Consider the following 16,378-nt stretch of genomic DNA (forward strand, 5'->3'; position numbering starts at 1 on the left):
AAATATCCTATTTCCCACTCCATTTCTCATAGTCGGCGATAATCCACATATTCGACCGCAAAGTGGGCCATTTCCCATCATCGATGGGCTGTCGAGTGCAACCGCTTTGGCTTATCTTACCCTCTCCCAATCTAGACCCGACCGCCGGCCGCCAAAATCTGGAGTGAGTGGTGCTATGACCGACCTGACGATTCCTGCCCGCAACGAAGGGCAAGACGGGCACCTGAAGCGGCCTGCGATCTCGTTCGAGTTCTTTCCGCCCAAAACGGAAGATATGGAGCGGAATCTCTGGGAGACAATCAACCGGCTCGCCCCGCTCGACCCGAAATTCGTCTCGGTGACCTATGGCGCGGGCGGCTCGACCCGCGAGCGCACCCATTCGACCATCTCCCGCATCCTGAAAGAGACCGCGCTGCTGCCGGCGGCGCATCTGACCTGCGTCGGCGCCTCGCGCGGCGAGATCGACGAGATCGTCGACCGCTATCACGAGGTCGGCGTCCGCCACATCGTTGGCCTCCGCGGCGACCCCGCCGGCGGCATCGGTACGCCCTACTCCAGCCATCCCGACGGCTATCAGAGCTCGGCCGAGCTCGTCGCGGGGATCAAGAAGCGGCATGCGGATATCGAAGTGTCCGTCTCGGCCTACCCGGAGAAGCATCCCGAGGCGCGCGACTTCGACGCCGACATCGACACGCTTCAAGCAAAAGTCGATGCCGGCGCGACGCGCGCGATTACCCAGGTGTTCTTCGATAACGACCTCTACTTCCGCTATCTCGATCGCGTGCGTGCGCGCGGCATCAGCATTCCGATCGTGCCGGGCATCATGCCCATGCACAATTTCAAGCAGGCCCGTAATTTCGTGACGCGTGCCGGCACCACCGTGCCGGACTGGTTCGCTGCGAAGTTCGAAGGCCTCGATGACGACGCCGAGACCCGCAAGCTGGTCGCCGCAACCGTTGCCGCCGGCCAGGTGCAGAAGCTCGCCAAGCACGGCGTCGACACCTTCCATTTCTACACCATGAACCGCGCCGATCTCGTGTTCGCGATCAGCCATTTGCTCGGCATCCGCGCCAAGAGCGCCCAGAAGGCTGCGTAAGAGAAAATGACCGTACCCGTTTCCGCCAAGCGAACTGCCCTGATCAATGCCGCGCGCGAGCGCATCCTCGTGCTCGACGGCGCCATGGGCACGATGATCCAGAACCTGCAGCTCGACGAGGCCGCCTTCCGCGGCGAGCGCTTCAAGAATTTCCATCGCGACCTGCGCGGCAACAACGATCTGTTGATCCTGACCCAGCCGCAGGCGATCGAGGACATCCACGCCGCCTATTTGCGTGCCGGGGCCGACATCGTCGCGACCAACACCTTCTCCACCACCTCGATCGCGCAGGCCGATTACGACCTCACCGACATTGTCTACGAGATGGCGCGCGAAGGTGCTCGCCTCGCCGGCAATGCCGCCCGCCGCGTCGCAGCCGAGGACGGCAAGCCGCGCTTCGTTGCAGGTGCCATCGGACCGACCAACCGCACCGCGTCGATCTCGCCTGACGTCGCCAATCCCGGCTACCGCGCCGTCACCTTCGACGATTTGCGCAAATCCTATGGCGAGCAGATCCGCGGCCTGCTCGACGGCGGCGTCGACCTCCTGCTGGTCGAGACCATCTTCGACACGCTCAACGCCAAGGCGGCGCTCTATGCGATCGCCGAGATCACCGAAGAGCTCGGCATCGACATGCCCGTGATGGTGTCGGGCACCATCACCGACAAGTCCGGCCGCCTGCTCTCGGGCCAGATGCCGGAAGCGTTCTGGAATTCCGTGCGGCACGCCAAACCCATCACCATCGGCTTCAACTGCGCCCTTGGCGCAGAAGACCTTCGCGCGCATATCGCCGACATCGGCCGCGTCGCAGATACTCTCGTATGTGCTTATCCGAATGCCGGCCTGCCCAACGAGTTCGGCCAGTATGATGAGACACCTGAGTATATGGCCCGCCTGGTCGGTGAGTTCGCCCGCGACGGCCTCGTCAACATCGTCGGCGGCTGCTGCGGCACCACGCCGGACCACATCGCGGCAATCGCCGCTGCGGTGGCCCCGCACAAGCCGCGCGTCGTACCGGAGATCGCACCGAAGCTGCGCCTCTCCGGCCTCGAGCCGTTCGTGCTGACGGATGCGATCCCGTTCGTGAACGTCGGCGAGCGCACCAACGTCACGGGCTCTGCCCGCTTCCGCAAGCTGATCACCAATGGCGACTACACCGCCGCGCTGCAGGTCGCGCGCGACCAGGTCGAGAACGGCGCTCAGATCATCGACGTCAACATGGACGAGGGCCTGCTCGACTCCGAAGCCGCGATGGTGACCTTCCTCAACCTCGTCGCCGCCGAGCCCGACATCGCCCGCGTCCCCGTTATGGTCGACTCCTCGAAATTCTCCGTGATCGAAGCCGGCCTGAAATGCGTGCAGGGCAAGCCGGTCGTCAACTCGATCTCGATGAAGGAAGGCGAGGAGAAATTCATCCACGAGGCGAAGATCGCGCGGCGCCATGGCGCCGCCGTCGTGGTGATGGCGTTCGACGAGGTCGGCCAGGCCGACACCTTCGCGCGCAAGACCGAAATCTGCAAGCGCGCCTACGACATCCTCGTGAACAAGGTCGGCTTCCCGCCCGAGGACATCATCTTCGATCCGAACATCTTCGCGATCGCGACCGGCATCGAGGAGCACAACAATTACGGCGTCGACTTCATCGAGGCGACGCGCTGGATCCGGCAGAACCTGCCCGGCGCGCACATCTCGGGCGGCGTGTCCAACCTCTCCTTCTCGTTCCGCGGCAACGAGCCGGTGCGCGAGGCCATGCACTCGGTGTTCCTGTATCACGCCATCAAGGCCGGCATGGACATGGGCATCGTCAATGCCGGGCAGATGATCGTCTATGACGACATCGATCCCGAATTGCGCCAGACCTGCGAGGACGTCGTCCTCAATCGCGACGCGGGCGCCTCCGAGCGCCTGCTGGCGCTCGCGGAGAAATTCCGCGGCAAGAAGACCGAGAGCAAGGAAGCTGATCTCGCCTGGCGTGAATGGCCGGTGGAGAAGCGGCTGTCGCATTCGCTGGTCCACGGGATCACCGAGTTCATCGAGCAGGACACCGAAGAAGCCCGCAAGAATTCCTCGCGCCCGCTCGACGTGATCGAGGGACCGCTGATGGCCGGCATGAACGTCGTCGGCGACCTCTTCGGCGACGGCAAGATGTTCTTGCCGCAGGTGGTGAAGTCCGCACGCGTCATGAAGCAGGCCGTTGCCTATCTCATGCCGTTCATGGAGGAGGAGAAGGCCCGCAACCTGGCCAACGGAATCGGCACTGAGGGCTCCTCGTCCGCCGGCAAGATCGTGCTCGCGACCGTCAAGGGCGACGTCCACGACATCGGCAAGAACATCGTCGGCATCGTGCTCCAGTGCAACAACTTCGAAGTCATCGACCTCGGCGTGATGGTGCCGGCCGCCAAGATCGTCGAGACCGTGAAGGCGGAGAAGGCCGACATCGTCGGTCTCTCAGGCCTGATCACGCCCTCGCTCGACGAGATGGCGTTCTTCGCCGGCGAATTGCAGCGCGAGGGCCTCAAGCTGCCGCTGCTGATCGGCGGCGCCACGACGAGCCGCGTGCACACGGCGGTGAAGATCGACCCGAGCTATCGCGCCGGCCCGGTCGTCCATGTCAACGACGCCAGCCGCGCCGTCGGCGTCGCCTCCTCGCTGCTCTCGCCCGAGAAGCGCGAGGCCTATGCTGCCGAGGTGCGGGCCGAATACGCAAAGATCTCGGACGCGCATCTGCGCGCGCAGGCGGACAAGAAGCGGCTGAAGCTCAGCGCCGCTCGCGCCAACCGCGTGCCGGTCGATTTCGCCAAGAGCAAGCCGGTGAAGCCGACCTTCCTGGGCACCAGGAGCTTTGACGAATACGACCTCGCCGAGCTCGTGCCCTATATCGACTGGACCCCGTTCTTCCAGACCTGGGAGCTCGCGGGACGCTTCCCCGCGATCCTCAAGGACGACAAGGTCGGCGAGGTCGCGCGCTCGCTCTATGACGATGCGCGCAAGATGCTCGATACCATCGTGAAGGAGAAATGGTTCCGGGCCCGTGCCACGATCGGCTTCTGGCCGGCGAACGCGCAAGGCGATGACATCGTGCTCTATGCCGATGAGAGCCGGACCAGGCAGGTCGCGACTTTGCACACGCTGCGCCAGCAGCTCGAGAAGCGCGAGGGTCGTTTCAATGCGGCGCTCTCGGACTTCATCGCGCCCGCCGGCGTGCCCGACTATGTCGGCGGCTTCGTTGTCACCGCCGGCATCGGCGAGGATGCGGTCGCCGACCGTTTCAAGATGGCCAACGACGACTACTCCTCGATCCTGTGCAAGGCGCTAGCCGACCGCTTGGCGGAGGCTTTCGCCGAACGCATGCATGCCCGCGTGCGCCGCGAGTTCTGGGCCTATGCCCCGGACGAAGCGCTCTCCAACGACGAGCTGATCCTGGAGAAGTACCAGGGCATCCGCCCCGCGCCCGGCTATCCCGCGCAGCCCGATCATACCGAGAAGGCGACGCTGTTCGAACTGCTCGATGCGGAAGCGACCGCCGGCGTGAAGCTGACCGAGAGCTATGCGATGTGGCCGGGCTCGAGCGTGTCCGGGCTCTATTTCGCGAACCCCGAGAGCTATTATTTCGGCGTCGGCAAGATCGAGCGCGACCAGGTCGAGGACTACGCCGCACGCAAGGGCATGACGGTCGCCGAGACCGAGCGCTGGCTCGCGCCGGTGCTGAACTACATCCCGCAGCAGCAGGACGCGGACAAGGCGTTTGCTGCGACGCCTGCGAACGACGAGACGTCGAAAGACCTCGCCTCGCATCCGCCGGGCTGCACCTGCGCGGTGCATCTGGTCTGGCAGAAGAAGCGGGCGGGCGCGGGGTAGGCGCGCCCCGCTCCAAAATACAAAAATGAAAAACAACCCCATGCACAGTAGCGATGGGTTGAAAGGCTTGATGTAATTTCGGCCTTACCGAAAATAACTTGCCTCGTCGGGCAAAACAGCTGTATCAATACAGGATCGGCTGCAGCGCCCGGCTGGTCCTCTCCACCTCACCCATCGCCGTCATTCCGGGGCGCGCGTAGCGCGAGCCCGGAATCCATTTGTCCGCATCACGCGCTGCACTATGGATTCCGGGCTCGCGCCAAGTGGCGCGCCCCGGAATGACAGAGGAGACTCACCCCTTTGGTGGGGCCAGCGGCTGCACGATCTCCTTGAACGGCGCCAGCGCCTCGCAGCGTTCGGCATGGGCAGACAACGCCGGATAGCGCGCGGCATCGAACAACTGCGGATGCGCCTCGCGAGTGAAGCGGGTGACGCAGGCAACCGCGATATCGGCGTGGCCGATGCGCATCCCGAGCCAGTACGGCGTCGTCACCCTCGCGCGCTCGGCCTCGAGCACACCGAGCACGTCGAAAATCTGCGCCTGGCAGCGCTCGACCCACAGCGCGAGCTGCTCCTTCCGCAGCACGCGCTCGTAGAGCAGGCTCACCGCCTTGTCGCCGAGGCCGCAGGCGAGCGCGCAGATGCGCAAATGCTTGCGCCGATCGGCGCCGCCGCGCGGCAGCATTGCCTTCGCCTCGCCGACGAGCTCGTCGAGATAATCGAGGATGATGGCGCTCTCGATCAGCGCCTCGCCGTCGTCGAGCACCAGGGTCGGCACGCGGCGCAGCGGGTTGTACGGCGCGATCTTGTCGGCATCGCCGAAGGTCGACCACGGCCTGTGCTCGAAGGCGAGTCCGTAAAGCTTCAGCGCAATCGCGACACGGCGGACGAAGGGGGAATCATATTGGCCGATCAGGAACATGGTTCTCGCTCTTCTCGATCGTTGGACACGGCAGGGCCGTCCAGTCTCCGCGAGAAGATCAGCGCGGCGCAAGGAATATCTTGGACATGGAGCATTGCTGCGAGTGCATCGGTGCGCTCGATGGCATCACCGCCACCCACACGCACTGCGCGTTTAGAGACCGTCGCGAATCTCGCGCTTGATGGCGGCGATCGCGGTTTCGTCGCGCTTGTACATCGTCCACTGCTTGATCCGCTTGGCACGCACCAGCTTTGCCGCCGTCAGCACCCGCATGTGCTCGCTCAAGGTCGGCGCGCTGACGCCGAGCTTTTCGGCGATCAGCAATCCGCAGACGCCGTCCTCGACCAGGTCGCCGTCGGCCTGCTCGCGGAAATGCTTTCGCGGATCCCGCAGCCAGTCCAGGATCTGCAGGCGGCGCTCATTGGCCAGCGCGCGCAAGGCGACTGCGAATTTCATTTAGCCATTTTGCTAATTACCTAATTGATGTCAACTCTCCGATGCGGTATGGAGGAGGCCATCATGACAGCGACAATGGACATCAATCGGGAGCGGATCGCGGCGACCGAGGCGGTCATTCGTCCACATATCAGGCGCACGCCGCTCATTCAGGCCGATCTCGCCGATTTCGGCCTGCCGGCGGCGCCCGTCACGTTCAAGCTGGAGATGCTGCAGCATTCCGGTTCGTTCAAGGCGCGGGGCGCCTTCGCCAACCTGCTGCTGCGGCAGGTGCCGGCGGCTGGCGTCGTCGCGGCGTCCGGCGGCAATCACGGCGCGGCGGTCGCCTATGCGGCGCGGCGGCTCGGCATCCCCGCCACGATCTTCGTGCCCGACATCACCTCACCGGCCAAGGCCGAGCGCATCAGCGGCTATGGCGCAAAGCTCGTGATCGCCGGCAACCGCTACGCCGATGCGCTTGCCGCGAGCGAAGCGCATGTCGCGCAGACCGGCGCGCTGGCCGTCCACGCCTACGACCAGGCTGAAACCCTGCTTGGCCAGGGCAGCGTCGCCCTGGAGCTGGAGCAGGATGCGCCCGGTATCGACACGCTGCTGGTGGCCGTCGGCGGCGGTGGATTGATCGGCGGCATTGCGGCATGGTGCGCCGGCCGGACGCGCATCGTGGCGGTCGAGCCGGAGCAGTCGCCGACCCTGCATGCCGCCTTCGCGGCCGGCGCGCCGGTCGATGCGCCAGCCAGCGGCATCGCCGCCGACAGTCTCGCGCCGCGGCGCGTCGGCGCATTGATGTTTCCGATCGCGCGCTCCCACGTCGAGCGCGTCGTCCTCGTCAGCGACGACGCGATCCGGCAAGCCCAGGCCGCCCTGTGGTCGCGGCTGCGTCTCGTCACCGAGCCCGGCGGCGCAGCCGCATTTGCCGCGCTGCTGTCCGGCCGCTATCTTCCCTCGGCCGGCGAGCGCATCGCGGTGCTGGTCTGCGGCGCCAACACGACGGCGGTGAATTTCGACAGCTAAAGCGCGATGAGATGGGGATGAATCGTCATCGCGCTTTAGGTCGTTGTTTGAGCATGATCTTTTCGGAAAATCGCTCCGCACTTTTCCGGATCATGCTCTAGTTGGGGGGATTGCATGATCAGGCCGGGCACCGTTTTCCTGATGTCGATCCTGCTTGGATTGCCGCTTGGTCGCGCCCATGCACAAGACCGTCCGATCGGCTTCCTGACGCCGTCGCGAAACATCGTCTGCCAATTCTTTGCCGATAACGGCCAGGAAAATAAACAAGGCCTGCTCCGCTGCGACATCATGGTGACCGACACGCTTCCGCGATTGCGAACTCGACTGGGGTCACGCCTTCGAGATGAGCACCAAGGGCAGCGCGGGGCGCATCTGCGCCGGCGACAGCGTGATGGACGCCTCGCTGCCTGTGCTCGCCTATGGCGAGGTGTGGCAGCGCGCGGGCTTCACCTGCCGGTCGGAGCAGACGGGAGTGACGTGCTTCAACGCCATGCAGCACGGATTTTCGCTGGCGCGGGCGGAGCAGAAGGTGTTTTGAGGTCGCAGAGCGAAGTGACATTCGGGAGACGGTTTCCCGCCCTATTCGATGATCGGCACATGCTTCGCGGCATCGCGTGGCGCCATGCCGTCAAGCCGCGGATCGTCCGCAATCTCGATCTGCCGGCGGAAGGGGCGGAAGCCGGAGCGCTGGTAGAACGCGACTGCGGAGGGATGGTCGAAGGTGCAGGTGTGCACCCAGACACGGTACGTCTCGCGCGACCATGCGCGCTCCAGCGCGCGGTTCATCAGGAAGCGCGCGGCGCCGGTGCCGATCAGGCTCCCGGTGACGCCGAAATAGACCAGTTCGCACTGACCGGCTTCGCGAAAGTCCAGCTCCAGCAGACCTTCATCGCGGCCGTCTACCACCAGTGAGTAGACCTCGATATCAGGCGCGTGGATGATTGCGGCGAGTTCGGCGTCGCTCATGCGCGGCCGCGAGAACCACAGCCATTCCTCGCCGACGCGGCGGTAGAGATCGCGATACCAATCGAGCGCGGGCGCATCGACCTTGCGCAGGGACCAACTGCCGGGTGGATCATCGCGGCGTGCGGGAGGCGCGGTCATCTCCAGATGGGTGACGACCGCCGCGATTTTCCCGGCGGGAACGTCGGAATAACCATCGGGCAGGATCATGGGGCTGGCTCGTTCAGTTTAGGCCAAAGCGGCGGCCATACAATCAGTGTCGTCCCGGCTCCGTGCGCAATTGCGCACTAGGCCGGGGCGACAGCGTGTTTGTGGATGCGTGTCGTTCATCGCGGCGTCAGCGTGATCGCCTCCGCCGTCGCAGCTTCGACCGCCGGGCGGCTGTAGAGCAGCGGGACATACTGTCCCGTCGCCCAGAGCGGCGCGAGGTCGCGGTAATGGCCGCTGAAGGGATCGCCCGACTGGCCCGGCGTGTTGATGGTGCGGCTCGCATCCCAATTGCCGACATCGAGCACCATGCGGAACGAGGCGCCGGAGAGGAGCTGATAGTCCGAGCGGCGATAGGTGGCGGCGCGCGGCACGTTGGCGGCACCGCCGAAGGCGAGCGGGCCGACCGACAATTGCGCCGCGGTGGCCTTGTCGGCGAGCGGCATCAAGGCATGGTCGAATTTTGCGACGTGCAGCCGGCCCCAGCGCCAGGTGGAGGAGTCGGCGCCAAGCTTGCCCGCGACGTCGGCAACCGCGGCGCCAAGGCTCTCGCGCAGCACCTGGTCACGTCCGGCGGCAGGATCGGAGCCGAGCGCGGCATCGGGCGATTCGAGATAGGCGACGACCGCCGAAATGCTGGAGGCCTCGGGCGCGATCAGATCGACCGCCTTGGGCGCGGTGGTCTTCAGCAACACCGGACCAAGATGGTTGGCGATCCAGACCTCGAACACGGCCGCGGCGGCGCTGTCGGCGGCATCGCGGGCGTCCCATGGCTTCAGCAGCTCGAGGCCCTTCTTCACATTGGCGTCGTCCGACGACAAAGGCTGCAGCAGCTTGACCAGCCGCCGCCCCAGCATCGCGGTGTCGTCATTCTGCAGATCCATGGCATCGGCGAGCGTGACCTTGTTGTTCGCACTGAGCACCTCGGTGATGCGCTGCCAGCGCGCACTGTCGGCCCATTCGAAGCCGACCTTGCGTTCGGCCACGGGATAATCCGCCGGAAGATTCATCTGGTTCGCCGTGGCGAGAAAACCCTGCTTCGGCTGATAGGCCTTCGGCAGATCGTCGAGCGAGAGGAAGTCCTTCCATTCGTAACGGCCGTCGCCGGGCACCGGCATCAGGCCGTCATAATTGGCGCGGCGCGGAGTCTTGCCGGCGGCGACCCAGCCGATATTGCCACGGGTGTCGGCATAGACCTGGTTCTCCGACGGCGCGCCCCAGCGGCGCATCGCCGCAAGAAAGCCGTTCCAGTCCTTCGCGGTCATGTAGTCCGACGAGCCGAAATAGGCGGAGGTGCCGGGCTCGAACCAGATCGAGCGAACCGCGAAGGCGCGCTTGCCTGCGTCATCGACGTAGATCACCGGCCCGTGCCGGGTGAATTTCAGCTCGAGGTCGCGATCGGCCTCGCCCTTCACCTGCTCCTTCTCGCGGACGATGCGCATGTCCTCCCAGCCACTGCCGTAGCGATACTGGTTGGGATTCTCGGGATTGAGCTCGTAGACGTAGAGGTCTTCCTGGTCGACATTGAAGATGGTGAGGCCGAAGGCGATGGTGCCGTTGTGGCCAATCGAGATGCCGGGCAGCGCCGGCTCGCCGGCACCGATCACGGAGAGGCCGGGCGCATTGAGCCCGACGATGTAGCGCAGCGAGGGCACGCTGTGCTCGCGATGCGGATCGTTGGCGAGGATCGGGCGACCCGTCGCGGTGCGCGAGGCTGCGATCACCCAATTGTTTGAGCCGATGGTGTCGCGCTGCTGATCGGCCTCGGTGAGAAACTTGTCGGGATCGTGCGCGAGCGCGGCCTTCTGGTCCTTGGGCGCGGCAAAGGCGACCGGACGTGTCGCGAGATCGTAAGGCGCGAGCACGGCCTTCGGCACGGTACAGGGGTCGAGGCCATCAGGAATTTTCGTGGTCCAGGCCGGTTCGAGCTTGACGCGGAAGCGATCGGCCTCGAGGCCTGCGGCGCAGGCGACCAGCGAACGCTTCACCTCGGAGGCGACGTTGCGCGTCAGGCCGTGGCTGCGGATGCGAACGACATCCTCCGCCGTCCATGGATCCGGCATCGTTCCGGCGATCCTGAACTCGATCGGCAGCGGGCGTTTTCCGGCGCGCACGTCGGCCACATAAGCGTTAATGCCGGCGACGAAGGCTTCGGCATAGGTCTTCGCCTTGGGACCGTAGGCCGCCCACTCCGCATTCATGTCGCCGCGATAGAGAAACAACCGCAGCGCCTTGTCCTGCTCGACATAGGCTTGGCCGAAATCCTTGGCGAGCAGCCCGAGCCCGCGCTTGCGCCAGAGGTCGATCTGCCAGAGCCGGTCGCGCGCGGCGTTGAAACCTTGCAGGAAGAACAGGTCGTGCTCGTTGCCGGCGTAGATGTGCGGGATGCCCCAGACGTCGACCAGGATCTGGGCGGGGGCGTTGAGGCCGGCGACGTCGGTCTTGACCTGCCGCGCGCTCTCGAGCGGGTTCGGCTTCTCGCGCGCGATGGACGTCGAGGTGAGCAGTGCGGCGCAGATCGCCGCGCCGCAGAGCTTTTGCATGACCCGGTTGAAATCCGTGTTCATTGTCGTTCCTCCCATTGTTGTTCTTATTGCCGGTGAAGCCGTGTAGCCTGGATGGAGCGAAGCGCAATCCGGGTGCGCGCTCGCTATTCCCCCTCGTCGCTCGCGAGCACGCCCTTCACCGCCCTTGCCCAGCCGGCGAGCTTCCGCTCGCGCGTCGCCTGGCTCATGTTCGGCTTGAAGCGGTGCTCGAGGCGCCAATTGTCGGCGAACTTCGTCGGCTCAGGATAGACGCCAGCCTGAAGGCCGGCGAGATAGGCGGCACCGAGCGCCGTGGTCTCCTGGATCACGGGGCGGTCGACCGGTGCGTCGAGGAGATCGGCGAGGCGCTGCATGGTCCAGTCGGAGGCGGTCATGCCGCCGTCGACGCGGAGCACGACGCTGGCCGTCTCCGAGCTCGGCCAGTCCGCGCGCATCGCGGCCCAGAGGTCGAAGGTCTGGTAGCAGACGCTTTCCAGCGCAGCATGGGCGAGCTCGGCGGGGCCGGTGTTGCGGGTGAGGCCGAACAGCGCGCCGCGCACGCGCGGATTCCAGTAGGGCGCGCCCATGCCGACGAAGGCGGGGACGAGATAGACGCTCTGCATCGAGTCCGACTGATCCGCGAGAGGTCCCGTCTCGGCGGCGTGCTTGATGATGCCGAGGCCGTCGCGCAGCCACTGCACGGCGCTCCCCGCCACGAAGATCGAGCCTTCGAGCGCATAGGTGCGCTTGCCGTCGAGCTGGTAGGCGACGGTGGTCAGCAGCTTGTTCTTGGACACGACCGGCGTGGTGCCGGTGTTGAGCAGCGCAAAGCAGCCGGTGCCGTAGGTGGACTTCATCATGCCCGGGCGGAAGCAGGCCTGGCCAATGGTCGCGGCCTGCTGGTCGCCGGCAATGCCTGAGATGGCGATGGCGCCGCCGAACAGATCCGGCGTGGTCTCGCCGAAGCGGGCCGAGGAATCCTTCACCTCGGGCAGCATCGAGCGCGGCACGCCGATGATCTCCAGCAGCTCGTCGTCCCACTGGCCGGTGTGGATGTTGAACAGCAGCGTGCGCGAGGCGTTGGTGGCGTCGGTGGCGTGCACCTTGCCGCCGGTGAGGCGCCAGAGCAGGTAGCAGTCGATGGTGCCGAACATCAATTCTCCGCGCGCGGCGCGTGCGCGCGCGCCGGGAACGTGGTCGAGGATCCAGGCGATCTTGGTGCCGGAGAAATAGGGATCGATGATCAGGCCGGTCTTCTGCGAGATCACGGGTTCGCGACCGTCGGCCTTTAGCTTGGCGCAGATGTCGGCGGTGCGGCGGTCCTGCCAGACGATGGCGCGGTGCACGGCCTGGCCCGTAGCGCGGTCCCACACCACGGTGGTCTCGCGCTGGTTGGTGATGCCGATCGCGGCGATGTCCTTTGCGCTGATGCCGACCTGCTCGATCGCCTCGCGGCAGACGATCACGGTCGAGGTCCAGATGTCCTCCGGCTCGTGCTCGACCCAGCCCGAGGCCGGAAAATGCTGCGGAAACTCGGCTTGCGCCTTCGCCGCAATGGAAATATCGCCGCGAAACACGATCGCGCGCGAAGAGGTGGTGCCCTGGTCGATGGCGAGGACGAAAGACATGGCGGCTTACCTTGGCGTTTTCTCGGCGTTATCCCGTGGGGGATCATTGTGTCGCGCCAAAGGGAGCGGATTGGAGGCGGAAGGTCAATATCCCTAAGCGCGCCTCAAGCTCCGCCGTCGTCCCTGCGAAAGCAGGGACCCCAGGGAGAAATTAGAGGCCGAGCTGGCAATCAAGTGTCTTCGTCAAACCACTCCCTGTGGTTATGGGTCCCGGATCTGCGCTTCGCTTGTCCGGGACGACGAGCCGAGAGATCGGAGCAAATCCCTACACCGCCGCCGTGGTCACGCCGCCGTCGATGACGATGGTCTGGCCGGTCATGAAGCTCGAGGCGTCGGAGGCGAGGTAGGCGACTGCGCCGGCGATCTCGTCGGGCTCGCCGATGCGGCGAAGCGGCGTGGTGGCGGTGCGGCGCTTGAGCATGGCTTCGTCTTCCCACAATGCGCGGGCGAAATCGGTCTTGACGAGGCCGGGCGCGATGCAGTTGACGCGAACGCCCTTCGGGCCCCATTCGCCGGCGAGCGAGCGGCACAGCGCGAAGTCGGCGGCCTTGGAGATGCCGTAGGCGCCGATCACCGTGGAGCCGCGCAGGCCGCCGATCGAGGAGATGATGACGACCGAGCCATTGCCGCGCTCGGCCATCTGCGGGATCGCGAGCGCAGAAAGCCAGATGTTGCTCTTGACGTTCGAGCCCATGATCTTGTCGAAGGCCTCGTCGGAGATGTCGAGCAGCGGGCCGTAATACGGGTTCATGGCGGCGTTGCAGACGAGGATGTCGATCTTGCCGTAATGCTTGGTGGCGCCGGAGATCAGCGCCTCGACCTCGTTCTTGCGCGCGATGTTGCAGGGGATGACGGTGGCATCGCCGCCGGATGCGTTGATGCCGTCGGCGACTTCCTTGCACGCTTCCGCTTTCCGGGAGGAGACAACGACTTTTGCGCCGAGCTTGGCCAGCAGCTCGGCCGAGGAGCGGCCGATGCCGCGGCTGGAGCCGGTGACGACGGCGACTTTTCCGGTGAGATCGAACGGGGTGTTTTTCATTGTTGTCCCTTCCTGGTCATTCCGGGGCGCGCGAAGCGCGAACCCGGAATCCATTTCACCGCGCGTGACGCCGCCCGATGGATCCCGGGTTCATCGCTGCGCGATGCCCCGGGATGACAGTCGTTGTGTGTCGACTAGATCAACCCACCCGCATCCGCGACGCGGCGCTGGTGGTAGTCGGTGTCGCCAAAGGTGTTCTCGATCATGGTGAGGCGCTTGAAGTAGTGGCCGATCTTTGCCTCCATGGTCATGCCGATGCCGCCGTGGAGCTGGATCGCCTGCTGTCCGACGAACTTCAGCGACTTGCCGATCTGCACCTTGGCCGCGGCGATCGCGTTGGAGCGCTCCTTGGCGTCCTCGAAATCACCAGCCATGGTCGCGAACATCGACATCGAGCGCGCCTGCTCGGCGGCGACGAACATGTCGGAGGCGCGGTGCTGCAGCGACTGGAACGAGCCGATCGCGACGCCGAATTGTTTGCGCGTCTTGATGTACTCGACCGTGGTCTTGAGCGACTCGTCCATCAGGCCAACTGCCTCGGCGCAGAGCGCGACGCGGGCTTCGTCCACCACGCGCTCGATCAGCGAGAGCGAGTCGTCGGGATTGCCGATGGCAGCATCCGCGCCCACCTCGACACCGGTAAAAGTGATGTCGGCGGCGTGCAGGCCGTCCTGGGTCGGATACGACTTCTTGGTGACGCCCTTGGCGTTCGCGGGAACGAGGAACACGCCGATGCCGGTCTTGTCGCGGCGATCGCCTTTGGTGCGGGCTGTGACGACAAGCGTGTCGGCGTTCTCGCCGTTGAGCACGACGAATTTTTCGCCGTCGATGACCCAGCCGTCGCCCTTCTTCTTCGCCGTCGTCGAGACGTCGAACAGATCGTAGCGCGAGTTCTTCTCGAGCTGGGCGAACGCCAGCGTCTTGCTGCCGTCGATGATCCCGGGCACATGCGCAGCCTTCTGCGCATCGCTGCCGGCATGGCGCAGGAAGCCGCCGCCGATCACGACCGTCGCCAGATACGGCTCGAGCACCAGCGCCTTGCCGAGCGCTTCCATCACGATCATGGTCTCGACGCCGCCGCCGCCGAAGCCGCCATCGGCCTCCGCGAAGGGCAGACCGAGCAGGCCCTGCTCGGCGAGCTTGCCCCAGACGGTTTTGCTCCAGCCGCCCTTCTCCTTCATGTACTTCTTGCGCTGCTCGAAATCGTAGGAATCGGTCAGCAGGCCGTCGATGCTTTCCTTGAGAAGCCTCTGCTCCTCGTTCAGGTCAAAATCCATTTCTTTGGTTCCTCGTACCCGGACTATTTGGCTTCGTCATTCCGGGATGGCCCGAAGGGCCAGGCCCGGAATCCATAATCCCGATTGGTGGTTATGGATTCCGGGCTCGCGACTTCGTCGCGCCCCGGAATGACGGTGGAAACATGGGCCTCCCCGCCTCCGCGGAGAGGGAGCAGATCACAGCCCCAGCACCGCCTTGGCGATGATGTTGCGCTGGATCTCGTTGGAGCCGCCGTAGATCGAGACCTTGCGGTTGTTGAAGTAGCTCGGCGCGATCTGGGCGGTCCAATCCATGGCTTCGTTGGAGCCGTCGTCGCCGTGGACGTCGTAAGGCGCGGCGAACGGGCCGATCACTTCCATCAAGAGCTCGGTGGTGGTCTGCTGGATCTCGGAGCCCTTGATCTTCAGCACCGAGGAGGCCGGATTGGGCTTGCCCTTGCCGTGCTTGCCTTCATCGGCGACGACGCGGAGCTGCGTCAGCTCGAGCGCCTTCAGCTCGATCTCGCAGGCCGCGAGCTTCTCGCGGAACGCGGCATCCTGGATGACCGGCTTGCCGCCCGACTCGACCTTGCCGGCGAGATCGCGAATGCGGCGCAGCCGCTCCTTGGAGACGCCGACGCGGGCGATGCCGGTGCGCTCATTGCCGAGCAGGAATTTTGCGTAATCCCAGCCTTTGTTCTCCTCACCGATCAGGTTCTCGACGGGCACCTCGACGTCGTCGAAGAAGACCTCATTGACCTCGACGCCGCCGTCGATGGTCTGGATCGGGCGCACGGTGACACCCTTCGACTTCATCGAGAACACGATGAAGGAAATGCCCATCTGCTTCTTCGCATTGTTGTCGGTGCGGCAGAGGCAGAAGATCATGTCGGCGTGCTGGGCGAGCGTGGTCCAGGTCTTCTGGCCATTGATGATCCACTTGTCGCCCTTGCGCTCGGCTTTCGTCTTGAGCGAAGCAAGGTCGGACCCGGAACCCGGCTCGGAGAAGCCCTGGCACCACCAATCGTCGACATTGGCGATGCGCGGCAGGTACTGCTTCTTCTGCTCCTCGTTGCCGAAGGTGTAGATGACGGGGCCGACCATGCTGACGCCGAAGGCGAGCGGCTGCGGCGCCGGATAGGACTGCAGCTCCTCGTTGAAGATATAGTGCTGCACGCTCGTCCAGCCGGTGCCGCCATATTGCTTGGGCCAGTGGCTGACGCCCCAGCCCTTCTTGTTGAGGATGCGCCACCACGTCACCATCTCGTCCTTGGTGAGGTGACGGCCCTCGACCAGCTTGCGCCGCGTATCCGGCGGCACGTTGTCGCGGAAGAATGATCGCACTTCCTCGCGAAACGCCTGCTCTTCTTTCGTGAATGCGAGATCCATCGGATCCTCCTGTGAAACGTTATTCCCT

12 protein-coding genes are annotated in these 16,378 nt (G+C 65.0%); 4 read left to right on the forward strand and 8 right to left on the reverse strand.

Annotated features, from left to right (window positions below):
* The first annotated feature begins 175 nt into the window (after positions 1-175).
* Together metF and metH are read left to right on the forward strand one after the other, a co-directional pair.
* Complete coding sequence (metF, locus tag BRAGE_RS0133450) at positions 176-1,096, forward strand: methylenetetrahydrofolate reductase [NAD(P)H] (protein ID WP_027561226.1); 921 nt, start codon at positions 176-178, stop codon at positions 1,094-1,096.
* A gap of 6 nt (positions 1,097-1,102) precedes the next feature.
* On the forward strand, positions 1,103-4,954 hold the full coding sequence (gene metH / locus BRAGE_RS0133455) for a methionine synthase (RefSeq protein ID WP_027561227.1): 3,852 nt from the start codon (positions 1,103-1,105) through the stop codon (positions 4,952-4,954).
* Between the two features lie 292 nt (positions 4,955-5,246).
* Here metH and BRAGE_RS0133460 read toward each other — a convergent pair whose 3' ends face one another.
* Both BRAGE_RS0133460 and BRAGE_RS0133465 read right to left on the reverse strand, forming a co-directional pair.
* On the reverse strand, positions 5,247-5,876 hold the full coding sequence (locus BRAGE_RS0133460; protein WP_027561228.1) for a glutathione S-transferase family protein: 630 nt from the start codon (positions 5,874-5,876) through the stop codon (positions 5,247-5,249).
* Positions 5,877-6,029: 153 nt separating this feature from the next.
* A complete protein-coding gene (locus tag BRAGE_RS0133465; protein WP_027561229.1) occupies positions 6,030-6,332 on the reverse strand; it encodes an ArsR/SmtB family transcription factor in 303 nt (100 codons plus the stop codon).
* A gap of 27 nt (positions 6,333-6,359) precedes the next feature.
* Between BRAGE_RS0133465 and BRAGE_RS0133470 the strand changes: the two genes are divergently transcribed.
* Both BRAGE_RS0133470 and BRAGE_RS57225 read left to right on the forward strand, forming a co-directional pair.
* Positions 6,360-7,343, forward strand: a complete 984-nt coding sequence (locus tag BRAGE_RS0133470; protein ID WP_027561230.1) for a threonine/serine dehydratase — start codon at positions 6,360-6,362, stop codon at positions 7,341-7,343.
* A gap of 343 nt (positions 7,344-7,686) precedes the next feature.
* Positions 7,687-7,881, forward strand: a complete 195-nt coding sequence (locus tag BRAGE_RS57225) for a DUF6636 domain-containing protein (protein ID WP_231164210.1) — start codon at positions 7,687-7,689, stop codon at positions 7,879-7,881.
* Positions 7,882-7,922: 41 nt separating this feature from the next.
* Here BRAGE_RS57225 and BRAGE_RS0133480 read toward each other — a convergent pair whose 3' ends face one another.
* The 6 genes from BRAGE_RS0133480 to pimC form a co-directional block, all read right to left on the reverse strand.
* Positions 7,923-8,516 carry a GNAT family N-acetyltransferase gene (locus BRAGE_RS0133480; RefSeq protein ID WP_027561231.1) on the reverse strand — a complete coding sequence of 198 codons (594 nt, stop codon included), beginning with the start codon at positions 8,514-8,516 and terminating at the stop codon, positions 7,923-7,925.
* Between the two features lie 116 nt (positions 8,517-8,632).
* Positions 8,633-11,080, reverse strand: coding sequence for a penicillin acylase family protein (locus BRAGE_RS0133485; protein ID WP_027561232.1), 2,448 nt, complete (start codon positions 11,078-11,080; stop codon positions 8,633-8,635).
* A gap of 83 nt (positions 11,081-11,163) precedes the next feature.
* Entirely contained in the window at positions 11,164-12,666 is a 1,503-nt protein-coding gene (gene glpK / locus BRAGE_RS0133490) for a glycerol kinase GlpK (RefSeq protein WP_027561233.1), read from the reverse strand.
* Between the two features lie 265 nt (positions 12,667-12,931).
* On the reverse strand, positions 12,932-13,705 hold the full coding sequence (locus BRAGE_RS0133495) for an SDR family NAD(P)-dependent oxidoreductase (RefSeq protein WP_027561234.1): 774 nt from the start codon (positions 13,703-13,705) through the stop codon (positions 12,932-12,934).
* Between the two features lie 134 nt (positions 13,706-13,839).
* Complete coding sequence (pimD, locus tag BRAGE_RS0133500; RefSeq protein ID WP_027561235.1) at positions 13,840-14,982, reverse strand: pimeloyl-CoA dehydrogenase small subunit; 1,143 nt, start codon at positions 14,980-14,982, stop codon at positions 13,840-13,842.
* A gap of 177 nt (positions 14,983-15,159) precedes the next feature.
* Positions 15,160-16,350, reverse strand: coding sequence for a pimeloyl-CoA dehydrogenase large subunit (pimC, locus tag BRAGE_RS0133505; protein WP_027561236.1), 1,191 nt, complete (start codon positions 16,348-16,350; stop codon positions 15,160-15,162).
* Between the last annotated feature and the right edge of the window lie 28 nt (positions 16,351-16,378).

The sequence above is a fragment of the Bradyrhizobium genosp. SA-4 str. CB756 genome, from assembly GCF_000473125.1.
GTDB lineage: Bacteria > Pseudomonadota > Alphaproteobacteria > Rhizobiales > Xanthobacteraceae > Bradyrhizobium > Bradyrhizobium arachidis.